Genomic DNA, 17,780 nt, shown 5'->3' with positions numbered 1-17,780 from the left:
GAGTGACCTCTGAAGTTCAGACGCGCGCTTCGCGCGCCGGGGTGACGACTACGTCGTCGCCCCGGCGCCGGCGCCCGCGTCGTCGCCTTCGAATCGCCGGGTACGGGTTCGTCCTGCCCGCGCTTGTGCTCTACATCATCTTCGCGATCATCCCCGCCGTGCAGACCCTGCAGTACTCGCTGTACGACTGGAACGGCATCTCGCCGAGCACCTGGGTCGGGTTCGAGAACTACGTCGAGGTATTCGCCGATGAGCGGCTCCGTCGTACGCTGCTCAACGCTCTGATCCTCGTGGCGTTCTTCTCGATCCTGCCAATCGGCATCGGGCTTCTCGTCGCCGGCATCGTGGCCAAGATCAAATCGCGCTGGATGACTGCGGCCCGCGTGCTGCTGTTCCTGCCGCAAATCTTCCCCCTCGTCGTCGTCGGCATCGTGTGGCGATGGATGTACGCCGACAGCGGTCCGCTGAACGAGCTGCTGCGTGCGGTCGGTCTCGAGGCCATCACCCGCGCGTGGCTCGCCGACTTCGGCTTCGCCCTCGTCGCGGTCGGCCTCATCGGCACGTGGGTGATGACCGGTTTGTGCATGCTGCTCTTCTCCAGCGGAGTGCAGAAGATCGATCACTCGCTGTACGAGGCCGCTCGCCTGGACGGCGCCGGGCCAGTGCAGGAGTTCTTCGCCGTGACGCTGCCGGGCCTGCGCGGTGAGATCCGCGTGGCGCTCACCATCACGATCGTTGCGGCGCTCGCAAGCTTCGACCTGGTCTTCACCACGACCAACGGCGGACCGGCCGACCGCACGCTGGTGCCGAGCCTGGTCATCTACCGACTCGCGTTCACCGAGCACGACATCGGTCTGGCCTCCGCCGTCGGCGCCTGCCTGAGCGCGATGATCCTTGCCGTCGTCCTCATCGTCAATCGAATCACGAGGGAAGAATGACCCGCCATCTCGGCCGCACTCTCGCTTATGCCATCGTCGCTGTGCTCGTCGTCGTCACGATGGTTCCGCTGGTCGCGCTCGTGTTCTCGGCGCTCTACCCCTCGGGCAGCGCTATTCAGGGGATCGGCTGGCCGGACGAGCCCACCCTGTCGAACTTCGCGGAAGCATGGACTTCGGCCGGGATGGACAAGCTGCTCTGGAACAGCGTCATCCTCGCCGTCATCATCGTTCCGGTCACGCTGATCATCGCGACACTGGCGGGCTTCGGCCTGGCCTGCCTCAACCTGCGATGGAGCAAGGGCGTACTTGCCTTCTTCGTCGCTGGCCTCACGATCCCGATCGAGCTCGTGATCATCCCGCTGTACTACAACCTGCAGTCGATGGGGTTGACGGACACATTCACCGGTCTCGTGCTCGTGCAGACCGCGCTGTACATGCCGTTCAGCGTCTTCTGGATGTACACGCACTTCGCGTCGCTGCCCAGAGAGCTCATGGAAGCAGCGCAGATTGACGGAGCCCGTTCGACCACGATCCTCCGTATCGTTCTGCTTCCGCTGTCCGGCCCGGCGATGACGACCCTTGCCGTGCTGGTGTTCATGTGGTGCTGGAAGCAGTTCCTGCTGATTCTGATCCTCATTCAGGATTCGTCCAAGCGCACAGCCCCTGCGGGCCTCGGCTTCTTCATCGGGGAATTCACGATAAACATTCCCCTGCTGTCCGCGGCATCCATCATCGTGGTGCTGCCCATCCTCGTTCTCTACATCGCGCTCCAGCGCTACTTCGTTGAGGGCCTCACACAAGGAGCACTGAAAGGTTGACTGCCAACATGAATACGCCGACCGCATCCGAGAGTCTGCTCCACCGCCTGCTTGGCGACAGAGCATCTGACTTCCGCGTCGAGATAGATCCGCGGGCCGGAGGGGATGAAGACGCCTTCGCGGTCTCAGCATCCGATGGAATCGTCACGCTGCGCGGCACGAACGGCGTCGCGATCGCCTCTGCCCTGCGGTTCTATCTGAGCAGCGCGTGCGGTCTGCAGATCGCACGCGACACCGGAGCAGTGGAGCTGCCCGCACGTCTCCCGGACTTCGAGCTCACCGAGCGCATGTCGCCGTGGGAGCACCGCTACCACATGAATTTCTGCACGTTCTCGTACACGACGGCGTTCTGGGACTGGGAGCGTTGGGAGCGCGAGGTCGATCTGATGGCGCTGCACGGCATCAATCTGCCGCTGAACGTGGTCGGCAACGAGGGCGTCTGGTACCGCGTCTTCCAGGACTTCGGCATGAGCGAGGAAGAAGTGCTCGCATTCATGGGGAGCGCGGCCTTCCTGCCGTTTACCTGGCATGGATCCGTGCGCTACCACGGCGGACCGATGACTGTGGAATGGATCGACTCGCACGTCGAGCTCGGGCAGCGCATCATGGATCGCCAGCGGAGCCTGGGCATGAAGCCGGTGCTGCCTGGATTCGCCGGCTACGTGCCGGAGCTCCTTAAGGGCGAGACCTCGTTCGAGGTCGAGTGGATGGACCGGTTCAACTACGTGCTCGGCACCGATGACCCGATGTTCGAGAAGCTCGGCAGCGCGCTGCTGCGCGAGCAGGAGCGACTGTTCGGCAGTGATGGCTATTACGCGATCGACCCCTTCATCGAGGGCTTGCCCCAGCTTCCCGCTGAGGACGGCGTCGAGCCCGGAGCGGCGATGGTCGCCAAGCGCGCCGCGCAGATCACGAAGATGCTGACCGGCCACGACCCTGCAGCGGTTTGGGTGCTCATGAGCTGGGCCTTCCAGTACCGCACCGAGTACTGGACGCCGGCACGGATCACCGCCGCGCTGAACGAGATGCCGGTCGAGAACACGCTCATTCAGGACACCTGGGGCGAGCATTCACCGGTGTGGGACAAGACCGAGGAGTTCGAAGGTCGTCCCTGGGTGTGGACCATGCTGCACAACTTCGGGGGTCGTCCCGGTATGCACGGCGCGCTCGACCTCGTCGCGAACGAGCCGTTCCGCATTCTTAACCAGCCTGCGCGGAGCATGGCCGGCATCGGCCTCTCGCCCGAGGCCCTCGACCACGACCCGGTCGCATACGAGCTGATGGCCGACGCCGTGTGGCGTCGTGAGGCGATTGATCTGGATGCCTGGATCGAGGAATATGCTCGGATCCGCTACGGACGGCTGGACGACGGCATCCGCGAGGCATGGCAGATTCTCCTCCGAGAGGTGTACACGCACGGTGAGCGCACCGGTCCGGTGCGCTCGGTCATCATGTGCCGCCCGCGAGTGGAGGGCGACCTCGCCGCTGAATGGACGGGCAACACCACGGAAGACTTCGAGCCGAAGGATCTTTCGGCCGACATGATCCGTGCGTGGGAACTCCTCATCGAGGCAGCGCTCGCAGACGGCGCGACACCAGGGCTCGAGCGCGACATCGTCGACCTCGGACTCGAGGTGCTCTCCCGCACGGCGAACGGCATCCAGATCCGTGCGCGCTCGGCTTTCGCCAAGCGCGACCGTGCGGAGTTCGACGAGGCTGCGGGGGCACTGCTCGACAGCATCCGGTCGATGGATGAGCTCGCAGACCGCTACCCCGGCTATCGGTTCCGCACCTGGCTGGACGCGGCACGCGGGTGGGCGACGAACGAAGCAGAGGAGCAGATCCTCGTGCACGACGCCACGCTGATCAACACCTCGTGGTTCGCGCCGGGTCTTCCTATCCAGGACTATGCGGGCAAACACTGGAGCGGTCTCATCTCGGGCTACTACGGCGAACGTTGGGCGCGTTGGGTGCACGCACTGGAGGCGGCCTGGGAATCAGAACTCGACGTCGATGCCTTCAACGAGCAGCTCTCGCAGTTCGAAGCGGCGTGGCAGCATTCGCCGAAGTTCGAGGAACCGGTGACGGAGCGCGTCCTCGATACCGCAGTGCGGCTGCGCGAGTGGAATCGCGCCGTCGCCGCAGTGGCGCAGCCATGACCCGGCCGGCCATTACAGGTGGGTGAGATGAGCGATCTGGTCCTCGGAGGCGACCTCGGCGGCTCGACGACGCGCATCGTCATAGCCGATGCCGCCGGTGCTGCCGGTCTCGTGCGGGGAGAGGGGACTGCCCTCGGGGGGAATCCCGTGTCGCAGCCTGAGACGGCGCACCTCGCTTTCGCCGCCGCTCTGCGCGCGGCGCTCGGCGACGTGGACCCGGCACGGATCCGCGGAGGGGTGATCGGGATGGCCGGGAGCACTGCGCTACGAGAGCAGCGCGCGCGACGGGCCGGCTTCGACGCGGCATGGGCGCAGTGCGGCCTGGCCGGAGTTCCGCGCATCGTCTCGGATCTCGAAGCCGCGTACGCGTCAGCGACGGATCGGGATACCGGTGTCGTGCTCATCGCAGGAACGGGTGCTTCTGCAGCGCTGATCGACGGATGGCAGGTGGTTCAGCGTCGCGGAGGCTATGGATGGCTGCTCGGCGATGAGGGGGCGGGGGTCTGGCTCGGACGCGCTGCGGTGCGTGCGACGCTGGCCGCATTGCAGGAGGGACGGGTCTCGACGCTCGCATCGCTGGTTATCGACCAGTTCGGCCTGACGACCCGGCCCGGGGCGGAACTGAGCGCGGAGGCATGGCCAGGGGAGGCGCAGGCTTCGGCTCTCATCCGGATCGTGAATGATTCGGGGGCACTGGCTCTCGCGGAGCTCGCTCCTCTCATCACCAGGGCATACGCCGAAGGGTCCTCAGATGCCGCCGAGATCGTCGATGAGGCGGCCCGGCACCTGGTCCGGACGGTCTCCGGGCTGCTATCGCGTGCCCAGGACGGGCCCGTGGTGCTCGCCGGGAGCATCCTTGAGGAATCGCTGCCGACCGGCAGGGCCGTCCGCGAACTCCTGAGGCCCGAGTACGGCGATCGGCTGTGCTTCGCTGCGAGCGGCACACAGGGCGCACTGGCGCTCGCAAGACGGGAGCAGCGATGAAGCGCGGGGCGTTAGAAGCTCTGGCCGGAGGACTGATCGTGTCCTGCCAGGCGTATCCGGGGGAGCCCATGCGCGATCCGGCGACGATGGCTCAGATAGCCCGCGCCGCCGTTATCGGCGGAGCCGCAGGCATCCGCCTGCAGGGCGTCGATGACATCAGCGCCGCATCCGACCTCGAGGTGCCGATCATCGGCCTGTGGAAGGACGGCGACGACGCGGTTTTCATCACGCCCACGCTGCAGCACGCACTCGCGGTCGTGGCAGCGGGTGCCGACGTGGTCGCGATCGACGGCACGCGCCGCCCGCGTCCGGATGGGCTCACTCTCGAGGAGACGATCACTGGTGTGCGCGCGAGGAGCGACGCGCTGGTCATGGCCGATTGCGGCTCGTTGGATGACGCGCTCGCAGCTGAGGCCGCTGGCGCGGACATCCTTGGGACGACGTTGGCGGGATACACAGGAGAGCGCCCGAAGTCGGTGGGTCCGGATCTGGACCTCATCGCACAGATCGTCGAACGGTGCCGCAAGCCGGTGATCGTCGAGGGGCGCGTTCGCGTGCCGGCCGATGTCACCGCTGCTCGGGATGCAGGAGCGTGGGCCGTCTGCGTCGGGACGGCCATCACTCACCCGAGCACGATCACGTCGTGGTTCGCGGACGCGATGCGCGGATAGGACGAGCGGCGGAACAGGACGCGCCGAGAACTGCGCCTGCGGCAGCGTCAGCAGCGGCACCTGCCACGCCCACCCGCGATCGGGGTCGGCGTAGAAGTAGAACTCGTCCATCACGACCTGACCGACCTCAGCCGAAGGCCCCTGGTAGCAGTCCTCCGTTTCGGATGCCCAGGCTCGCACCTTTTGTTTACCTCCACGAGGTAAACCTCGTGTCATGTCTGCTTTGCGAATCTTGCACCTCACCGACACCCACCTTTTCGGGGATGACACCCTGCACTATGGCGTTGTCGACACCGCCGAGCGGCTGCGCCTCACGCTCACGTACATGGCCGATCGGTCGTTCGATCTGGTCGTGTGCTCGGGCGATGTCAGCGAAGACGGGTCTGAGGGTTCGTACCGGCGCGCTCGTGATCTGATTGGTGGATGGGCGCGCGACCACGGCGCGCGTGCGGTCTTTGCGATGGGCAACCATGATCGTCGTGACCCCTTCCGCGCGGTGCTCGGTGGCGGACAACCGGATGCTGACGAGCAGGCCCTCGACGGTGCAGAAGCCCCCATCGCCTCTGTCACTGCGCACGACGGCTGGCGCGTGATCGTGCTGGACAGTTCGGTGCCCGGCCGAGGGTACGGCGCCATCGATCAGGCGCAGAAGCAATTTTTCGAACAGGCGTTCCAGAGCCCGGCCGAACATGGCACGGTCGTGGTCGTGCATCACCCGCCGATTGACGCGCAGACCGATCTCTTGCAGGCTCTCTGCCTCGATGAGCAAGATGCCGAGTGGCTGCTGTCGACAATTCAGGGCACCGATGTGCGGGTCATCCTGAGCGGTCACTACCACTTGCCGGTCGTTGAAACCGTTGGTGGCGTGCCGATCGTCGTCGCCCCAGGGGTAGCGAATATCGCCCGTGCTTTCGACCGCCGCACCGAAGAATCCGCCATCGACGCATACGGCGGAGCGACCGTTGATATCTCCGCTGACCGCGTGCGGGTCGTTCCTTTTCAGGAGCGGATGACCCAGGACGCTGAGGTTTTCCGGTTCGAGGAGGACGCAGTCGTCCGCATCATCGCCGCTGCCGGTCGCGCCTAAACCCTCAGACTGCGTCGTTGTCGTAGCGCAACACGAACTTTGCTTCGTCGCCGCGCAGCCTGCGGCGCACATAAAACACCGGGGTGCCATCCGCGTCGGCGGAGACGCCATCGCGTACGAGAAGCGCGGTTCCAGGGGGGACATCGAGCACGTCGGCGTCGTCGAAATCGGCGGCAACAGCGCTAAAGGCGCGCCATAGATAGCGCAGGTCAAGGCCATATCCGTCCGCGAATGCGCGCACGACGAGGCCGTGTTCGCCGACCCGATCCAGTACCCCCGACCACTGCGCAGAATGCCAGTAGGTGTTGGCGATCCAGCGACGCCCTCCGCGCACCATCACGGTGTCGATCCGGTGCATATCGGCGAGCGGAATTCCCAGGTGCCCGGCTGCTTCTTCGGCGAGCGAACCAGATGCAGGCCCGAACGACAGAACGCGCTCATCCACTTGGCGCACGGGTGCGGCAGAGCGCCGAAGGGATGCCGAATCGAGGGCATCGGCGGTGGCATCCGACTGCTGACGAGAGCGCGGCAGCGTGGCCACAATTTCGACCAGATCTGGAGGCGAAACGACGAATGTGCCCACGCCGCGACGAATTTCGACGGCACCCAGCCGCTGCAGTTCGATAATCGCTTGGCGAAGGGTAAGGCGGGTCACTCCGAAGCGCTCGGCGAGGGTGGCTTCATTGGGTAGCCGAGACCCGGCCGTGAGTGCGCCTGACTGGATTTCTTCCCACAGCTCTGTCGCGATTCTGCGGTAAACCGGTCCGCTGTTCGGCACACGGCCACGACCACTTTGCACACCGTTCACCTGAAACTCCTCATTGCGTCATCGTCGATCCGTAGACATATAGACGTCTTGATCACAGCACGCAGGGATCCGAAAAATTGCCTGCAAGAGAAAGGTACGTCATGCGCAGAATGATCGCTTCGACCGGTATGGTCCTCGGCGGAATCCTCCTGGTCGGGTGTGCGACCGGTGCAGGTTCAACAGCCTCGGCGGGCGCCCCCACCTCGGTCGCATCCGATGCGATCGTCGACATCCGTGTCGGCCTCGAGCCCACCAGTCTCGACGTCACCACCACTTCAGGTGCCGGCCTCGTGCAGGTTATGCGAGGCAACGTCTACGAAGGTCTTGTTGGTATTACCGAAGACCTCAAGATCGTTCCGGCGCTCGCCTCAGAATGGGAGGTCAGCGAAGACGGCCTGACCTACACGTTCACCGTCCGTGACGACGTCACCTTCCACGACGGCACGCCCATGACTGTGGATGACGTCGTGGCATCCCTTCAGGCCGCCAGCGCCGAAGGATCGGTCAACCCGGATGCCAAGCGCATGACCCAGGTGGCAAGCGTCGAATCAACCGATGCTTCCACCGTCGTGATCACGCTCGAAGAGCGCGATATCAACTTCTTGGACACCCTCACCACCGCTGCCGGATACGTTGTGTCGAGCACGTCTGAGGCAGACCTCGCATCCGAAACAAATGGCACGGGCCCGTACACGCTCGACCAGTGGAACCGCGGCGCAACCCTCGCCCTCACCCCGGCCGACGACTACTGGGGTGACGCTCCCGCAAACGGTGGAGTGGTCTTCCACTACATCTCCGATGAGACCACTACATCTACCGCTCTGCAGAGCGGCGAGATTGACATGATCGCCGGGGCGACAGCGGAAACGGCCGAGTTGTTCAGCACCGACGACGCTTTCCAGGTTGTTGACGGAGACTCGACCAGCTGGATGACCCTCGGGTTCAACCACAATGTCGAGTCGCTGTCAGATCAGCGCGTGCGCCAGGCTCTGCGCCAGGCAATCGACAAGTCAGAGCTTGCTGAAATCGTCGGTCAGGCTACTGAAGCCGGAAGCATCACGGTTCCCACTGACCCGTGGTTCGTCGACATGACGGATTCTGCGCCGTTCGACCCGGAAGCTGCGAAAGAACTTCTCGCAGAAGCTGGATACAGCGACCTCGACCTGACGCTGACCGTGTCAAACACGTACGACTCGATCATCACCGAGTTCATCGCGGCGGAGCTCGCCGACATCGGGGTGAACGTCACGATTGACACCGTTGAGTTCGCCACCTGGCTCGAAGACGCCTTCACAAACAAGCAGTTCGAACTCACGATGGTGCTGCACGTCGACCCATCGACGGCCACGTACTACGGCAACCCGAACTACTACTGGAGTTACGACAACGCCGAGGCGCAGGCGCTTGTTGCCGAAGCGCGCACTGCCACCAGCACCGACGTGCGCGACGAGAAGATGCGCGAGCTTGTCACTCTGGTTGCCGAGGACTCGGCCAGCGACTGGCTCTACACGGCGCAGACCGTCGTTGTCGCAAACGCCGACGTCGCCGGATTCCCTGTCAACCGCATCTCGAACAACTTCCGCGTCAGCGGTATTACCGTCGCGGAGTAACGTGACCATCTCGGCGACCTTGAGCCGGCCACGTGTCGGGCGTGAAGAACTCCTTCGCGCCCGACACGTCGTGGCCGAAGTGCTCGGAGAGATCGGCATCCTGTTGCTTTCTCTGTTTGCCGCGAGCATCGTGATCTTCGGCCTTCTGGCGATCCTCCCCGGAGACCAGGCCGCGATGCTGGGCGGGATGGATGCGACGCCCGAACAGATCCTCACGTTGCGTGCCCAACTGGGTCTGGACCGACCCCTCTGGGAGCGGTACTTCGACTGGATCGGCGGTGTACTTACTGGCAACCTCGGAGTCTCCGCGCTCGACGGTCGCGCGGTCGCCGCAGAACTCGGCGAGAAGCTACAGGTCACCGTGCCGCTGGGCATCTTGGCGTTGCTGCTCAGCGTCATTATCGCGCTCCCCGTCGGTATTCTCGCGGCGGTGTATCGCGAGAACGCCTTTGGCCGTGCGATTGCGGGACTCAGCCAGCTCTCCGCAGCCATTCCCACTTTCGTTTTGGGGCTGTTGCTCGTCGTCGCCGTCGCTCTTCCCACCCGGCTCCTGCCGGTGCAGGGCTTCCCCGCTGATCGCTGGGCTGACCCCGCAGAAGCGCTGCGCTCGCTCATCCTCCCGGCAACTGCCATCGCCATCGGGCAGGCCGCAGTACTTGTGCGCTTCGTGCGCAGCGCCACCATCGACGTGCTCATGAAGGACTGGGTGCGAACCGGGCTCGCCCAGGGATGGCCGCTCAGCTCAGTTCTGCTGCGACAGGGACTGCGCAATGCGTCACTTCCGCTGCTCGGCGTGCTGGGGCTCGAAATTGCTGGCGTCCTCATGGGATCGGTCATTGTTGAGCAGCTCTTCGCGCTTCCTGGCGTCGGAGGAATGCTACTGGCGGATGTCGGTAACCGCGACATCGTCTCTATTCAAAGCACACTGTTCGTGCTCACCGCGCTCGTCATGATCAGCACGATGGCACTCACCACTCTTTCCCGTGTTCTTGACCCCCGCATCCGGAGGACCCAGTGATCACTCGTTTCATCCGGCATCCGCTGGGCGCTATCGGCCTTGTGCTCGTAGCGATTCCCACGTTCGCAGCCCTGCTCTCGCTGGTGTGGACGCCCTATGACCCGGCCGCCTTCGACCCGATCAACCGCTGGTTACCGCCTTCGCCAGAGCACCTGTTGGGAACGGATGCCGGAGGGCGCGATCTCTTCAGCATTCTGCTTGCCGGTGCCCAATCGACGATGACCGCGACTGTGCTTGCCGCCTCGATTGCCGTGGCGGTCGGCCTGCCGCTGGCCATGGCGACCGCCCTTGCCGGACGTCGACTGGGGGCAGCCCTTGAGCGCGCCATTGATGTGGCCATTGCCTTCCCCACACTGGTGCTCGCCATCATCCTGGTGACCTCTTACGGAGCGAGCCTCTGGGCCTCGTCCGTCGCGATCGGCCTCGGCGGCGCCGTCGTCATCGCCCGCACGATGGTGCCCGAACTGCGTGGTGCGCTCGCCGCTGATTACGTGACGCTCGCCTCTTCTGGCGGGGTCGGCACCCTGGGCATCCTCTGGCGGCACGTCTTGCCGAACGTCGCACCCACTCTTCTGATTCGCGCCACCCAGCTACTTGCTGCGGCCGCGCTCGCCGAAGCCGGGCTCTCGTACCTCGGTTTTGGAACCCCTGCACCGACGCCGTCCTGGGGTCGGACTCTCGCCGACCTGCAGTCACAGGTGCTCGCGCGCCCCGAAGTGCTGATTGCCCCGAGCCTTGCGATCACCACGCTGGTGATTGGGTTCGCACTGCTGGGCGATGCGCTGCGGGATGCCCTCGAACCCGGCCAGCGCAGCAGGCCTGTCACGCGTGCGCAACGGCGACATGCTGCATCCGTCCCCGACACTGTTTCCGCCCCCGACACCGAGAAGGTGACCGCATGACTCTCTTGGATATCCGCGACCTCACAATCAGCATCGGCGACCGCCGTCTCGTCGATGGCATCTCGCTACGAGTTGAAAGAGGAGAGCGAGTGGGCCTGATCGGCGAATCCGGATCAGGCAAATCGCTCACCTGCATGTCGGTGCTCGGGCTGCTGCCCCCGCGGGGACAGGTCAGTGGCAGCATCACGGTCGAAGGAACGCAGGTAATCGGTGCAAGCCACAGCACGCTGCGTGGCCTGCGAGGCCGGCAAGTGGGTTGCGTCTTTCAAGAGCCGCAGAGCGCGCTTGACCCGCTGCTTCCCATTCGCCGACACCTCGTTGCGCCGCTGCGTGCGCATGGGATGCTGCGTCGTGCGGATGCCAGCGCTACTGCCATCCGTCTGGCGGAAAGCGTGGGGCTCCCCGACCCGGAATCGATCATTCGGCGGTACCCGCACGAGCTCTCAGGCGGGCAACGCCAGCGTGTCATGATCGCGATGGCGATGTCGACGAGCCCGTCACTGTTATTGGCTGACGAGCCGACCACCGCGCTGGATGTCACAGTGCAGGCTAAGGTGCTCGAGCTGATGGGCGGCCTCGTTCAGCAGAGTGGAGCCGGCAGTTTGCTCGTCACCCACGACATGGCCGTTGCCGCATCGCACTGCGATCGCATTGTGGTGATGCGTGCGGGGCGCATCATCGAGGAGGGCACCGCCGAGCAGCTGATCCAGTGGCCCCGTGAGACCTACACTGCCGATCTCATCGATGCGGCGTATGCGACTGGGTGGCAGCCGCAGACCAAGATCCGTGTGGCGGTGGCCGCATGAACGACGAACTCTTTCGCGTCGAGGATGTGCAGATGGTGCACCCCGGCATGCGGCGGCCGGCACTGGATGGTGTTGACCTGAGGATTGACGCGAGTCGTAACCTCGGCATCATTGGCGAATCAGGATCGGGTAAGAGCACGCTTGCCCGCATAATGCTCGGGTTGCAACGCCCGACATCCGGAACGGTGCTGTACCGCGGTGAGCCGGTTCCCGCTGGGCGAGGTCATCGGGCGCGTGAATTTCGACGCAACGTTCAGGTTGTGTTGCAGGATCCGTTCACATCGCTGAACCCTCGGATGCCCGTAGGCAAGATCATCGCCGAACCCGTCCGCGCATTGCGGCCGAAGTGGGATGCCCAGGCTCGAACCCTTGAGCTGCTGGCTGCCGTTGAGCTTCCGGCAGAGGTCGCACAGCGGCTTCCGCGAGAGCTCTCGGGCGGACAGCGCCAGCGGGTCGCCATTGCTCGCGCACTCGCTGTACGGCCCGAGGTGGTCATCGCCGATGAACCCGTGAGCGCGCTCGATGTGTCGGTGCGTGCGCATGTGCTGCGGCTGCTCAGGCGGTTAGTCGCGCATGAAGAACTGACCATTGTCGTCATCTCACACGACTTGGGAATCGTCGACGGATTGTGTGCCGATGCGGCCGTTATGTCGGCCGGAAGTATCGTCGAGCACGGGCCGGTCTCGCAGGTGCTTGATGCGCCGCAGCATCCCTATACCCGCGAACTCATCGCTAGCGTTCCGGTACTTCCGGTGCGAAAGATCGCATCTCGAGAGGAGGGCGAGCATGACGCTCCCCGCTGAAACCACTGCACGCCTACATAATTTGCGTCCCGTGGGCGGATTGCCCACCAGCAGCGGAGAGTGGGTGCGTGACGACCTGATGTGGCGTTCCGCAGCACCATTCGCCGCGCGCACACATGCGAGCGATCTGATCGCCGGACTCGGCGTCACCTGCGTTATCGACCTGCGCGATAGAGGAGAGCGCGACCGCACCCCCGGGGCCTGGCGGCATGACGACCTCGCCGTGCGAGAGATGCCGGTGTTCGCCGACCGACTGCGCGACATCACCTTCGATGGTTTGCCCGAGCTTTACACGTATATGACCGGCGATTTCGCCCCATCTCTGGTAGCCGCATTCGCGGCAATCACCGAGCAGGCCGAGCAGGGCGTGCTCATCCACTGCACCGCTGGTAAGGACCGCACCGGCATGCTCAGCGCTTTTGTACTGGATGTGTTGGGGGTCGACCGGGCGCTGATACTCGATGACTTCGCGGCATCCCAGAGCCACCTAGGGCCTGAGTACCTCGCTGATCTCTTTGCAGATGCTGACGTCGAGAACCTACCCGGAATCGTCGCCCACCGCGCCACGGCTTCACCGCCCGAGCTTCTCGCCGACGCACTCGACGCTCTGGAATGCGAGTACGGCAGTATTGCGGCTTTCCTGCTGGCACACGGAGTGCGTCAGGCGCAGCTTGAGCGCCTGCGCGCGGTTTTGGTGGTGCCGGGGCGGGATTAGCCCTTCGCAGGCGCTCCCGATTCGTTCCCATCCGGATGCCGCGGCTACAGCCGGTCTACCCCGGTCACCGCAACAACTGCTTCGCCCGCCTCGTCGGATGCCGCGAGATCTACGGTCGCCGAAATACCCCAGTCGTGATCGCCGGCGGGGTCATCGAGAATCTGGCGCACCGTCCACTGTGTCTGGCCCTCGGTGAGTAGCAACAGCTTCGAGCTTCGGGCATCAGGGCCGGTGAGGATCTCGTCGTGCTCGGCGAAGTAGCCGTCCAGTGCGGCATCCCACGCATCCGCCCCGAAGGCAGAGTCGAGCACGGCCAGAGCCTCGACGTCTTCGCGGGCGGCCAGTTGCACCCGGCGGAACATCTCGTTGCGTACCAGCGTGCGGAAAGCTCTCACGTTGCTCGTCGGGCGCTTCGGCGCTGGCGGAACGATGGGGGTGTCCTCACCCGTCGACTGGCTCAGGGATCGGAGATCGACGATGCCGTTGTCGATGCCGGCACGCAACTCTTCCCATTCGTCCAGCAGACTTGAGTCGACCTGGCGGACGAGCTCACCGAGCCACTCGATCAGATCACGCAAATCTTCATTTTTGAGGTCTTCGGGGATCGTTTGTGATGCGGCACGGTACGCGTCGGAGAGATACCGCAACACCACGCCTTCAGACCTGGCGATCTTGTAGAACGCGACATATTCCCCGAAGGACATGGCTCGCTCGTACATGTCGCGGACGACGGCTTTCGGATGCAGTTCGAAGTCGCGGATCCACGGCTGCGCGGCGCTGTAGGTCTCGAACGTCGCGCCCAGCAGCTCCTCGAGCGGCTTCGGATACGTGATCTGCTCAAGCAGTTCCATCCGCTCGTCGTACTCGATGCCCTCGCGCTTCATCTCGGCAACAGCATCGCCGCGGGCCTGGAACTCCTGCTGGCCGAGCACCGCGCGCGGGTCATCGAGCGTCGCCTCGACGATCGAGATCATGTCGAGCGCGAAGGTTGCGGATTCTGTATCCAATAGCTCGAACGCGGCCAACGCGAAGGGCGACAGTGGCTGATTCAGCGCGAAGTTCGGCTGCAGATCGACGGTGAGACGAATTTCCATCTGGCCGCTGAGCTCGTCGAAGCGCTGCTCCACGATGCCCGATTCGCGGAGTGTCCGGTAGATCCCGAGCGCGCGGATCGCGAGCTCACGCTGGCGCTTTCGTGGCTCATGGTTGTCGAATACCAACGCGCGAATGTTGCCGAAGACATCTCCGCCGCGCCCGATCACGTTGAGCATCATGGCGCTCGTGATCTGCATGTGTGACGTGAGCGTTTCGGGCTCAGCATCCACAAGTTTCCGGAAGCTCGGTTCGCCCCACGAGACGAAGCCATCGGGCGCTTTTTTGCGGATCAGCTTGCGCTTCTTTTTCGGGTCGTCGCCAGCCTTCTTGATCGCCGCAGCGTTCTCGGACTCGTGCTCGGGAGCCTGGCAGACCACGGTGCCCGCCGTGTCGTATCCCGCGCGGCCTGCACGGCCGGCGATCTGATGGAACTCGCGGGCGTTCAGCTGCCGCATCCGCGTGCCGTCGAACTTCGTCAGGGCGGTGAGCAACACCGTGCGGATCGGCACGTTGATACCGACGCCGAGCGTGTCGGTGCCGCAGATGACGCGCAGCATCCCGCGTTGGGCGAGCTGCTCGACGAGCCTGCGGTACTTCGGCAGCATCCCGGCGTGATGCACGCCGATGCCTGCGCGCAGGAACTTCGACAGCGTCTTTCCGAACGCCGTCGTGAACCGGAACTCTCCGATGAGAGCGGCGATCTCGTCGCGCTGCTCACGCGTGGCGATCTTCGTGCTCGACAGCGCCTGCGCCCGCTCCATCGCGGCCGCCTGCGAGAAGTGCACGACGTAGATCGGCGACTGGCTGGTACCCAGCAGGTCTTCGACGGTCTCGTGGATCGGCGTGAGCTCGTAGAAGAAGTGCAGCGGGACGGGACGCTCGACCCCGGTCACCACTGCGGTCTCGCGGCGAGTGCGCCGAGTGAGGTCTTCGGCGAGTGAGGTGACATCGCCGAGCGTCGCCGACATCAGTACGAACTGCGCTTGTGGAAGCGTCAGTAGCGGAACTTGCCATGCCCACCCGCGATCGGGGTCGGCGTAGAAGTGGAATTCGTCCATCACGACCTGACCGACGTCGGCCGTAGGCCCCTGGCGCAGCGCGAGATTCGCGAGGATCTCAGCCGTGCAGCAGATGATTGGAGCATCCGCATTCACCGATGAATCTCCGGTGATCATGCCGACGTCGTCGGGGCCGAAGATGTCGACGAGCGCGAAGAACTTCTCGCTGACCAGCGCCTTGATCGGCGCGGTGTAATAGCTGCGTCGGCCTTCGACGAGCGCCGCGAAATGGGCGCCGATCGCGACGAGTGACTTGCCGGTGCCCGTCGGCGTCGACAGGATCAGGTTGTTGCCGGAGACGATCTCGATGACCGCTTCGTCCTGCGCGGGATAGAGCTGAATGCCGGTGGACTCTGCCCATTCCACAAACGCCATGTAAACGGCATCCGCATCGGAGCCGTCGGGAAGAGTCGTGGGATCGAGAAGAGAAGACATGAGAAACGGCCGGGTCAGGCCTTCTTGACGACGCTTGACTTGAGCAGCATCGCGCCGAATCCATCGATCTTGCAGTCGATGTCGTGACCGTTGACGGGGGCGATGAGGCGGATGCCGCGCACTTTGGTTCCCGCCTTGATGCCCGTCGAGCCCTTGACCTTGACGCTCGTGACGAGGGTGACGGTGTCACCGTCGGAGAGGACGTTGCCGACGGCATCCTTCACGACCTTCTCCGCCGGCTCGTCTGCCGAGTCGGAGGATGCTTCGCTCGGCGACCATTCGTGACCACACATCGGGCACACCAGCAGGGCGCCCATTTCGTAGGCGTGCTCACTGGAGCACTCGGGGCACAGAGGAAGCGAATCAGCCATGGGATCAGCGTATCTCGGCGGCGAGCTCACGCCCGCGGTGCATTCCGGAGCACGTCGGCTTTGAGTAGCTCGCCGACCGGGCACTCCCATCCCGGAGTAGTCGGGTGCGGCGACGGCGAGGCCCGCGTCGAACAGCGCCCGTGGTCGGATGCCCCCACGGCGCGGTGCTGACCCGCCGTGCCGGGCAGCACCACGGGCGTGGCATAGCTCCTGAGAAACAGCGCAATTCGGCGGGTAGCGAGCCGGAATCACGCCGATCGGCGAAAAACTTCAGGAGTTATGCGCGGGATCAGGCCGCGCCCTCGCGTCTCCGCACGTTTTCGCTGATCCAGAGGGGGAGCCGACCTAACCGTCGCCGACGAGCTCACCGCGGATACGGCGCAGATCCTCCATGAGTGAGCCGATCAGGACCCAATGACCGGATGCCGGGGGCGTCAGATGCAGAGGGGCCGTCAAAGCCGGAATGGCTGACGTCTCCGTCGACGCCTCTGGAGCCACGTCAGCGACCTGCACTGCCAGGCGCACGTCGTGTCCTGCCCGTCGCAGCTGCTCGGCGATGGCATGCACGGAAGGCTCATCGGCGAGAGTCTCGTCATAGTGGTCGAAGTACGCGCGCGTCATGCCGATCACCTGGGTCACGATCGGGGAGAGCGTGTCGAGCAGCGTCCGCATCTCGGCGACTTCGCCGCGCGAGCGGCGACGCGGGTTGAGGGTCAGGGATTCCTCGCCGGCGGTGACGGATGCCGCGGCTGCGACCTGCATAGGACGAAGCAGGCGCGCCTTGACCATGAGCGCCTGAAGATCGGCAGGACTCTGCACCGCCATGAGGGCGGCCGCGAGTCGGTCCATGCTCGCGGCGATCTCGGTTCCGAGCAGCCCCAGGTCACGTCGGGCCGGAGCGGTGAGAACAGGCGGCACGATCAGCGCATTGACGATGATGCCGATCACGACACCGATCAGGGTCTCGATGATCCGATCGAGCGCGTACTGCGGACTCGACGACCCCAGTGCGAGCACGAGCATCGCCGAGATCGCCACCTGGTTACCCATGCCGGGTGTAGCTCGGAACGCCCAGGCCACGAGCATGGCGACGACGATCGCGAGCAGCACCACCCAGCTCTGCGGGCCGAGCAGCAGGCTCAGGCCGGTCGCGATCAGCACCCCGCCGATCACGCCGGCGCTGCGCTCGATCGCTTTGGTGAAGGACTGGTTCACGCTGGGCAGTACGACCAGAAGCGCCGCGATGGCGGCGAACACCGGCAGGGGCCCGGGAACGAGCCAGCCGGCGATCAGCCACGCACCGATGGTCGCGACGGCCGATTTCACGACCTGCAGCAGAGGGCTGCGCTTCGCACTTCGCATCGCCGCCGTCACCCGCATGTGACCACGCTATCGCCGTACCGATCGGGTAACGGCGAACTGAGGGCACCCTAACCTCGTGTTACGTTAGGGGAGGCTTACCAAAGCTACCCGGCTCACGCCTCACCCATCCCGATCTGAAG

The 17,780-nt window shown here is 64.7% G+C and carries 16 protein-coding genes; 12 read left to right on the top strand and 4 right to left on the bottom strand.

Annotated elements, in window-relative coordinates; all coding sequences use genetic code 11:
- Positions 1-2: 2 nt before the first annotated feature.
- The 6 genes from ACTU6U_RS04010 (at position 3) to ACTU6U_RS03985 (ending at position 6,657) form a co-directional block, all read left to right on the top strand.
- Positions 3-938 carry a carbohydrate ABC transporter permease gene (locus ACTU6U_RS04010; RefSeq protein ID WP_443467851.1) on the top strand — a complete coding sequence of 312 codons (936 nt, stop codon included), beginning with the start codon at positions 3-5 and terminating at the stop codon, positions 936-938.
- A complete protein-coding gene (locus ACTU6U_RS04005; protein WP_443467850.1) occupies positions 935-1,756 on the top strand; it encodes a carbohydrate ABC transporter permease in 822 nt (273 codons plus the stop codon). The genes ACTU6U_RS04010 and ACTU6U_RS04005 overlap by 4 nt, the downstream gene beginning before the upstream one ends.
- Before the next feature lie 8 nt (positions 1,757-1,764).
- Entirely contained in the window at positions 1,765-3,915 is a 2,151-nt protein-coding gene (locus ACTU6U_RS04000; RefSeq protein WP_443467849.1) for an alpha-N-acetylglucosaminidase, read from the top strand.
- Between the two features lie 27 nt (positions 3,916-3,942).
- Entirely contained in the window at positions 3,943-4,899 is a 957-nt protein-coding gene (locus ACTU6U_RS03995) for an N-acetylglucosamine kinase (protein WP_443467848.1), read from the top strand.
- The gene (locus ACTU6U_RS03990; protein WP_443467847.1) at positions 4,896-5,570 is read left to right on the top strand and encodes an N-acetylmannosamine-6-phosphate 2-epimerase; all 675 of its coding nucleotides are present in this window, start codon (positions 4,896-4,898) and stop codon (positions 5,568-5,570) included. The genes ACTU6U_RS03995 and ACTU6U_RS03990 overlap by 4 nt, the downstream gene beginning before the upstream one ends.
- A 214-nt stretch (positions 5,571-5,784) precedes the next feature.
- On the top strand, positions 5,785-6,657 hold the full coding sequence (locus tag ACTU6U_RS03985; RefSeq protein ID WP_443467846.1) for a metallophosphoesterase family protein: 873 nt from the start codon (positions 5,785-5,787) through the stop codon (positions 6,655-6,657).
- Positions 6,658-6,661: 4 nt separating this feature from the next.
- Here ACTU6U_RS03985 and ACTU6U_RS03980 read toward each other — a convergent pair whose 3' ends face one another.
- On the bottom strand, positions 6,662-7,465 hold the full coding sequence (locus tag ACTU6U_RS03980; protein WP_443467845.1) for a GntR family transcriptional regulator: 804 nt from the start codon (positions 7,463-7,465) through the stop codon (positions 6,662-6,664).
- A 101-nt stretch (positions 7,466-7,566) separates the two neighbouring features.
- On the opposite strand from ACTU6U_RS03980, the gene ACTU6U_RS03975 reads away from it, so the two are divergent.
- The 6 genes from ACTU6U_RS03975 to ACTU6U_RS03950 are packed head-to-tail and all read left to right on the top strand — an operon-like array spanning position 7,567 to position 13,319.
- On the top strand, positions 7,567-9,075 hold the full coding sequence (locus ACTU6U_RS03975; RefSeq protein ID WP_443467844.1) for an ABC transporter substrate-binding protein: 1,509 nt from the start codon (positions 7,567-7,569) through the stop codon (positions 9,073-9,075).
- Between the two features lie 19 nt (positions 9,076-9,094).
- Positions 9,095-10,093 (top strand): ABC transporter permease, encoded by a 999-nt coding sequence (locus ACTU6U_RS03970; RefSeq protein ID WP_443467843.1) that lies wholly within the window; start codon positions 9,095-9,097, stop codon positions 10,091-10,093.
- Positions 10,090-10,995: an ABC transporter permease gene (locus ACTU6U_RS03965; RefSeq protein WP_443467842.1), complete on the top strand. Its 906-nt coding sequence runs from the start codon at positions 10,090-10,092 to the stop codon at positions 10,993-10,995. The genes ACTU6U_RS03970 and ACTU6U_RS03965 overlap by 4 nt, the downstream gene beginning before the upstream one ends.
- Entirely contained in the window at positions 10,992-11,801 is an 810-nt protein-coding gene (locus ACTU6U_RS03960) for an ABC transporter ATP-binding protein (RefSeq protein ID WP_443467841.1), read from the top strand. The genes ACTU6U_RS03965 and ACTU6U_RS03960 overlap by 4 nt, the downstream gene beginning before the upstream one ends.
- Positions 11,798-12,604, top strand: a complete 807-nt coding sequence (locus ACTU6U_RS03955) for an ABC transporter ATP-binding protein (RefSeq protein ID WP_443467840.1) — start codon at positions 11,798-11,800, stop codon at positions 12,602-12,604. Before ACTU6U_RS03960 ends, ACTU6U_RS03955 begins: the two co-directional genes overlap by 4 nt.
- Positions 12,588-13,319 (top strand): tyrosine-protein phosphatase, encoded by a 732-nt coding sequence (locus ACTU6U_RS03950; RefSeq protein ID WP_443467839.1) that lies wholly within the window; start codon positions 12,588-12,590, stop codon positions 13,317-13,319. The genes ACTU6U_RS03955 and ACTU6U_RS03950 overlap by 17 nt, the downstream gene beginning before the upstream one ends.
- A 44-nt stretch (positions 13,320-13,363) precedes the next feature.
- Here the strand turns inward: ACTU6U_RS03950 and ACTU6U_RS03945 are convergent, their stop codons facing one another.
- The 3 genes from ACTU6U_RS03945 to ACTU6U_RS03935 form a co-directional block, all read right to left on the bottom strand.
- Positions 13,364-15,907 (bottom strand): DEAD/DEAH box helicase, encoded by a 2,544-nt coding sequence (locus ACTU6U_RS03945; RefSeq protein WP_443467838.1) that lies wholly within the window; start codon positions 15,905-15,907, stop codon positions 13,364-13,366.
- 14 nt (positions 15,908-15,921) lie between these two features.
- Complete coding sequence (locus ACTU6U_RS03940; RefSeq protein WP_443467837.1) at positions 15,922-16,278, bottom strand: zinc ribbon domain-containing protein YjdM; 357 nt, start codon at positions 16,276-16,278, stop codon at positions 15,922-15,924.
- A gap of 345 nt (positions 16,279-16,623) precedes the next feature.
- On the bottom strand, positions 16,624-17,658 hold the full coding sequence (locus tag ACTU6U_RS03935) for an FUSC family protein (RefSeq protein ID WP_443467836.1): 1,035 nt from the start codon (positions 17,656-17,658) through the stop codon (positions 16,624-16,626).
- Positions 17,659-17,780: the final 122 nt, after the last annotated feature.

The sequence above is a fragment of the Microbacterium zouquanmingi genome (assembly GCF_052266695.1).
Classification (GTDB): domain Bacteria; phylum Actinomycetota; class Actinomycetes; order Actinomycetales; family Microbacteriaceae; genus Microbacterium.
The sequence above is the reverse complement of the archived record's forward strand: the minus strand, read 5'-3'. Positions and strand labels throughout refer to the sequence as shown.

Bases quoted from the DNA above. Each gene is read 5' to 3' on its own strand.
- ACTU6U_RS04005 (WP_443467850.1), top strand. From the start codon at position 935: ATGACCCGCCATCTCGGCCGCACTCTCGCTTATGCCATCGTCGCTGTG.
- ACTU6U_RS04000 (WP_443467849.1), top strand. From the start codon at position 1,765: ATGAATACGCCGACCGCATCCGAGAGTCTGCTCCACCGCCTGCTTGGC.
- ACTU6U_RS03995 (WP_443467848.1), top strand. From the start codon at position 3,943: ATGAGCGATCTGGTCCTCGGAGGCGACCTCGGCGGCTCGACGACGCGC.
- ACTU6U_RS03990 (WP_443467847.1), top strand. From the start codon at position 4,896: ATGAAGCGCGGGGCGTTAGAAGCTCTGGCCGGAGGACTGATCGTGTCC.
- ACTU6U_RS03985 (WP_443467846.1), top strand. From the start codon at position 5,785: ATGTCTGCTTTGCGAATCTTGCACCTCACCGACACCCACCTTTTCGGG.
- ACTU6U_RS03975 (WP_443467844.1), top strand. From the start codon at position 7,567: ATGCGCAGAATGATCGCTTCGACCGGTATGGTCCTCGGCGGAATCCTC.
- ACTU6U_RS03960 (WP_443467841.1), top strand. From the start codon at position 10,992: ATGACTCTCTTGGATATCCGCGACCTCACAATCAGCATCGGCGACCGC.
- ACTU6U_RS03955 (WP_443467840.1), top strand. From the start codon at position 11,798: ATGAACGACGAACTCTTTCGCGTCGAGGATGTGCAGATGGTGCACCCC.
- ACTU6U_RS03950 (WP_443467839.1), top strand. From the start codon at position 12,588: ATGACGCTCCCCGCTGAAACCACTGCACGCCTACATAATTTGCGTCCC.
- ACTU6U_RS03945 (WP_443467838.1), bottom strand. From the start codon at position 15,907: ATGTCTTCTCTTCTCGATCCCACGACTCTTCCCGACGGCTCCGATGCG.
- ACTU6U_RS03940 (WP_443467837.1), bottom strand. From the start codon at position 16,278: ATGGCTGATTCGCTTCCTCTGTGCCCCGAGTGCTCCAGTGAGCACGCC.
- ACTU6U_RS03935 (WP_443467836.1), bottom strand. From the start codon at position 17,658: ATGCGGGTGACGGCGGCGATGCGAAGTGCGAAGCGCAGCCCTCTGCTG.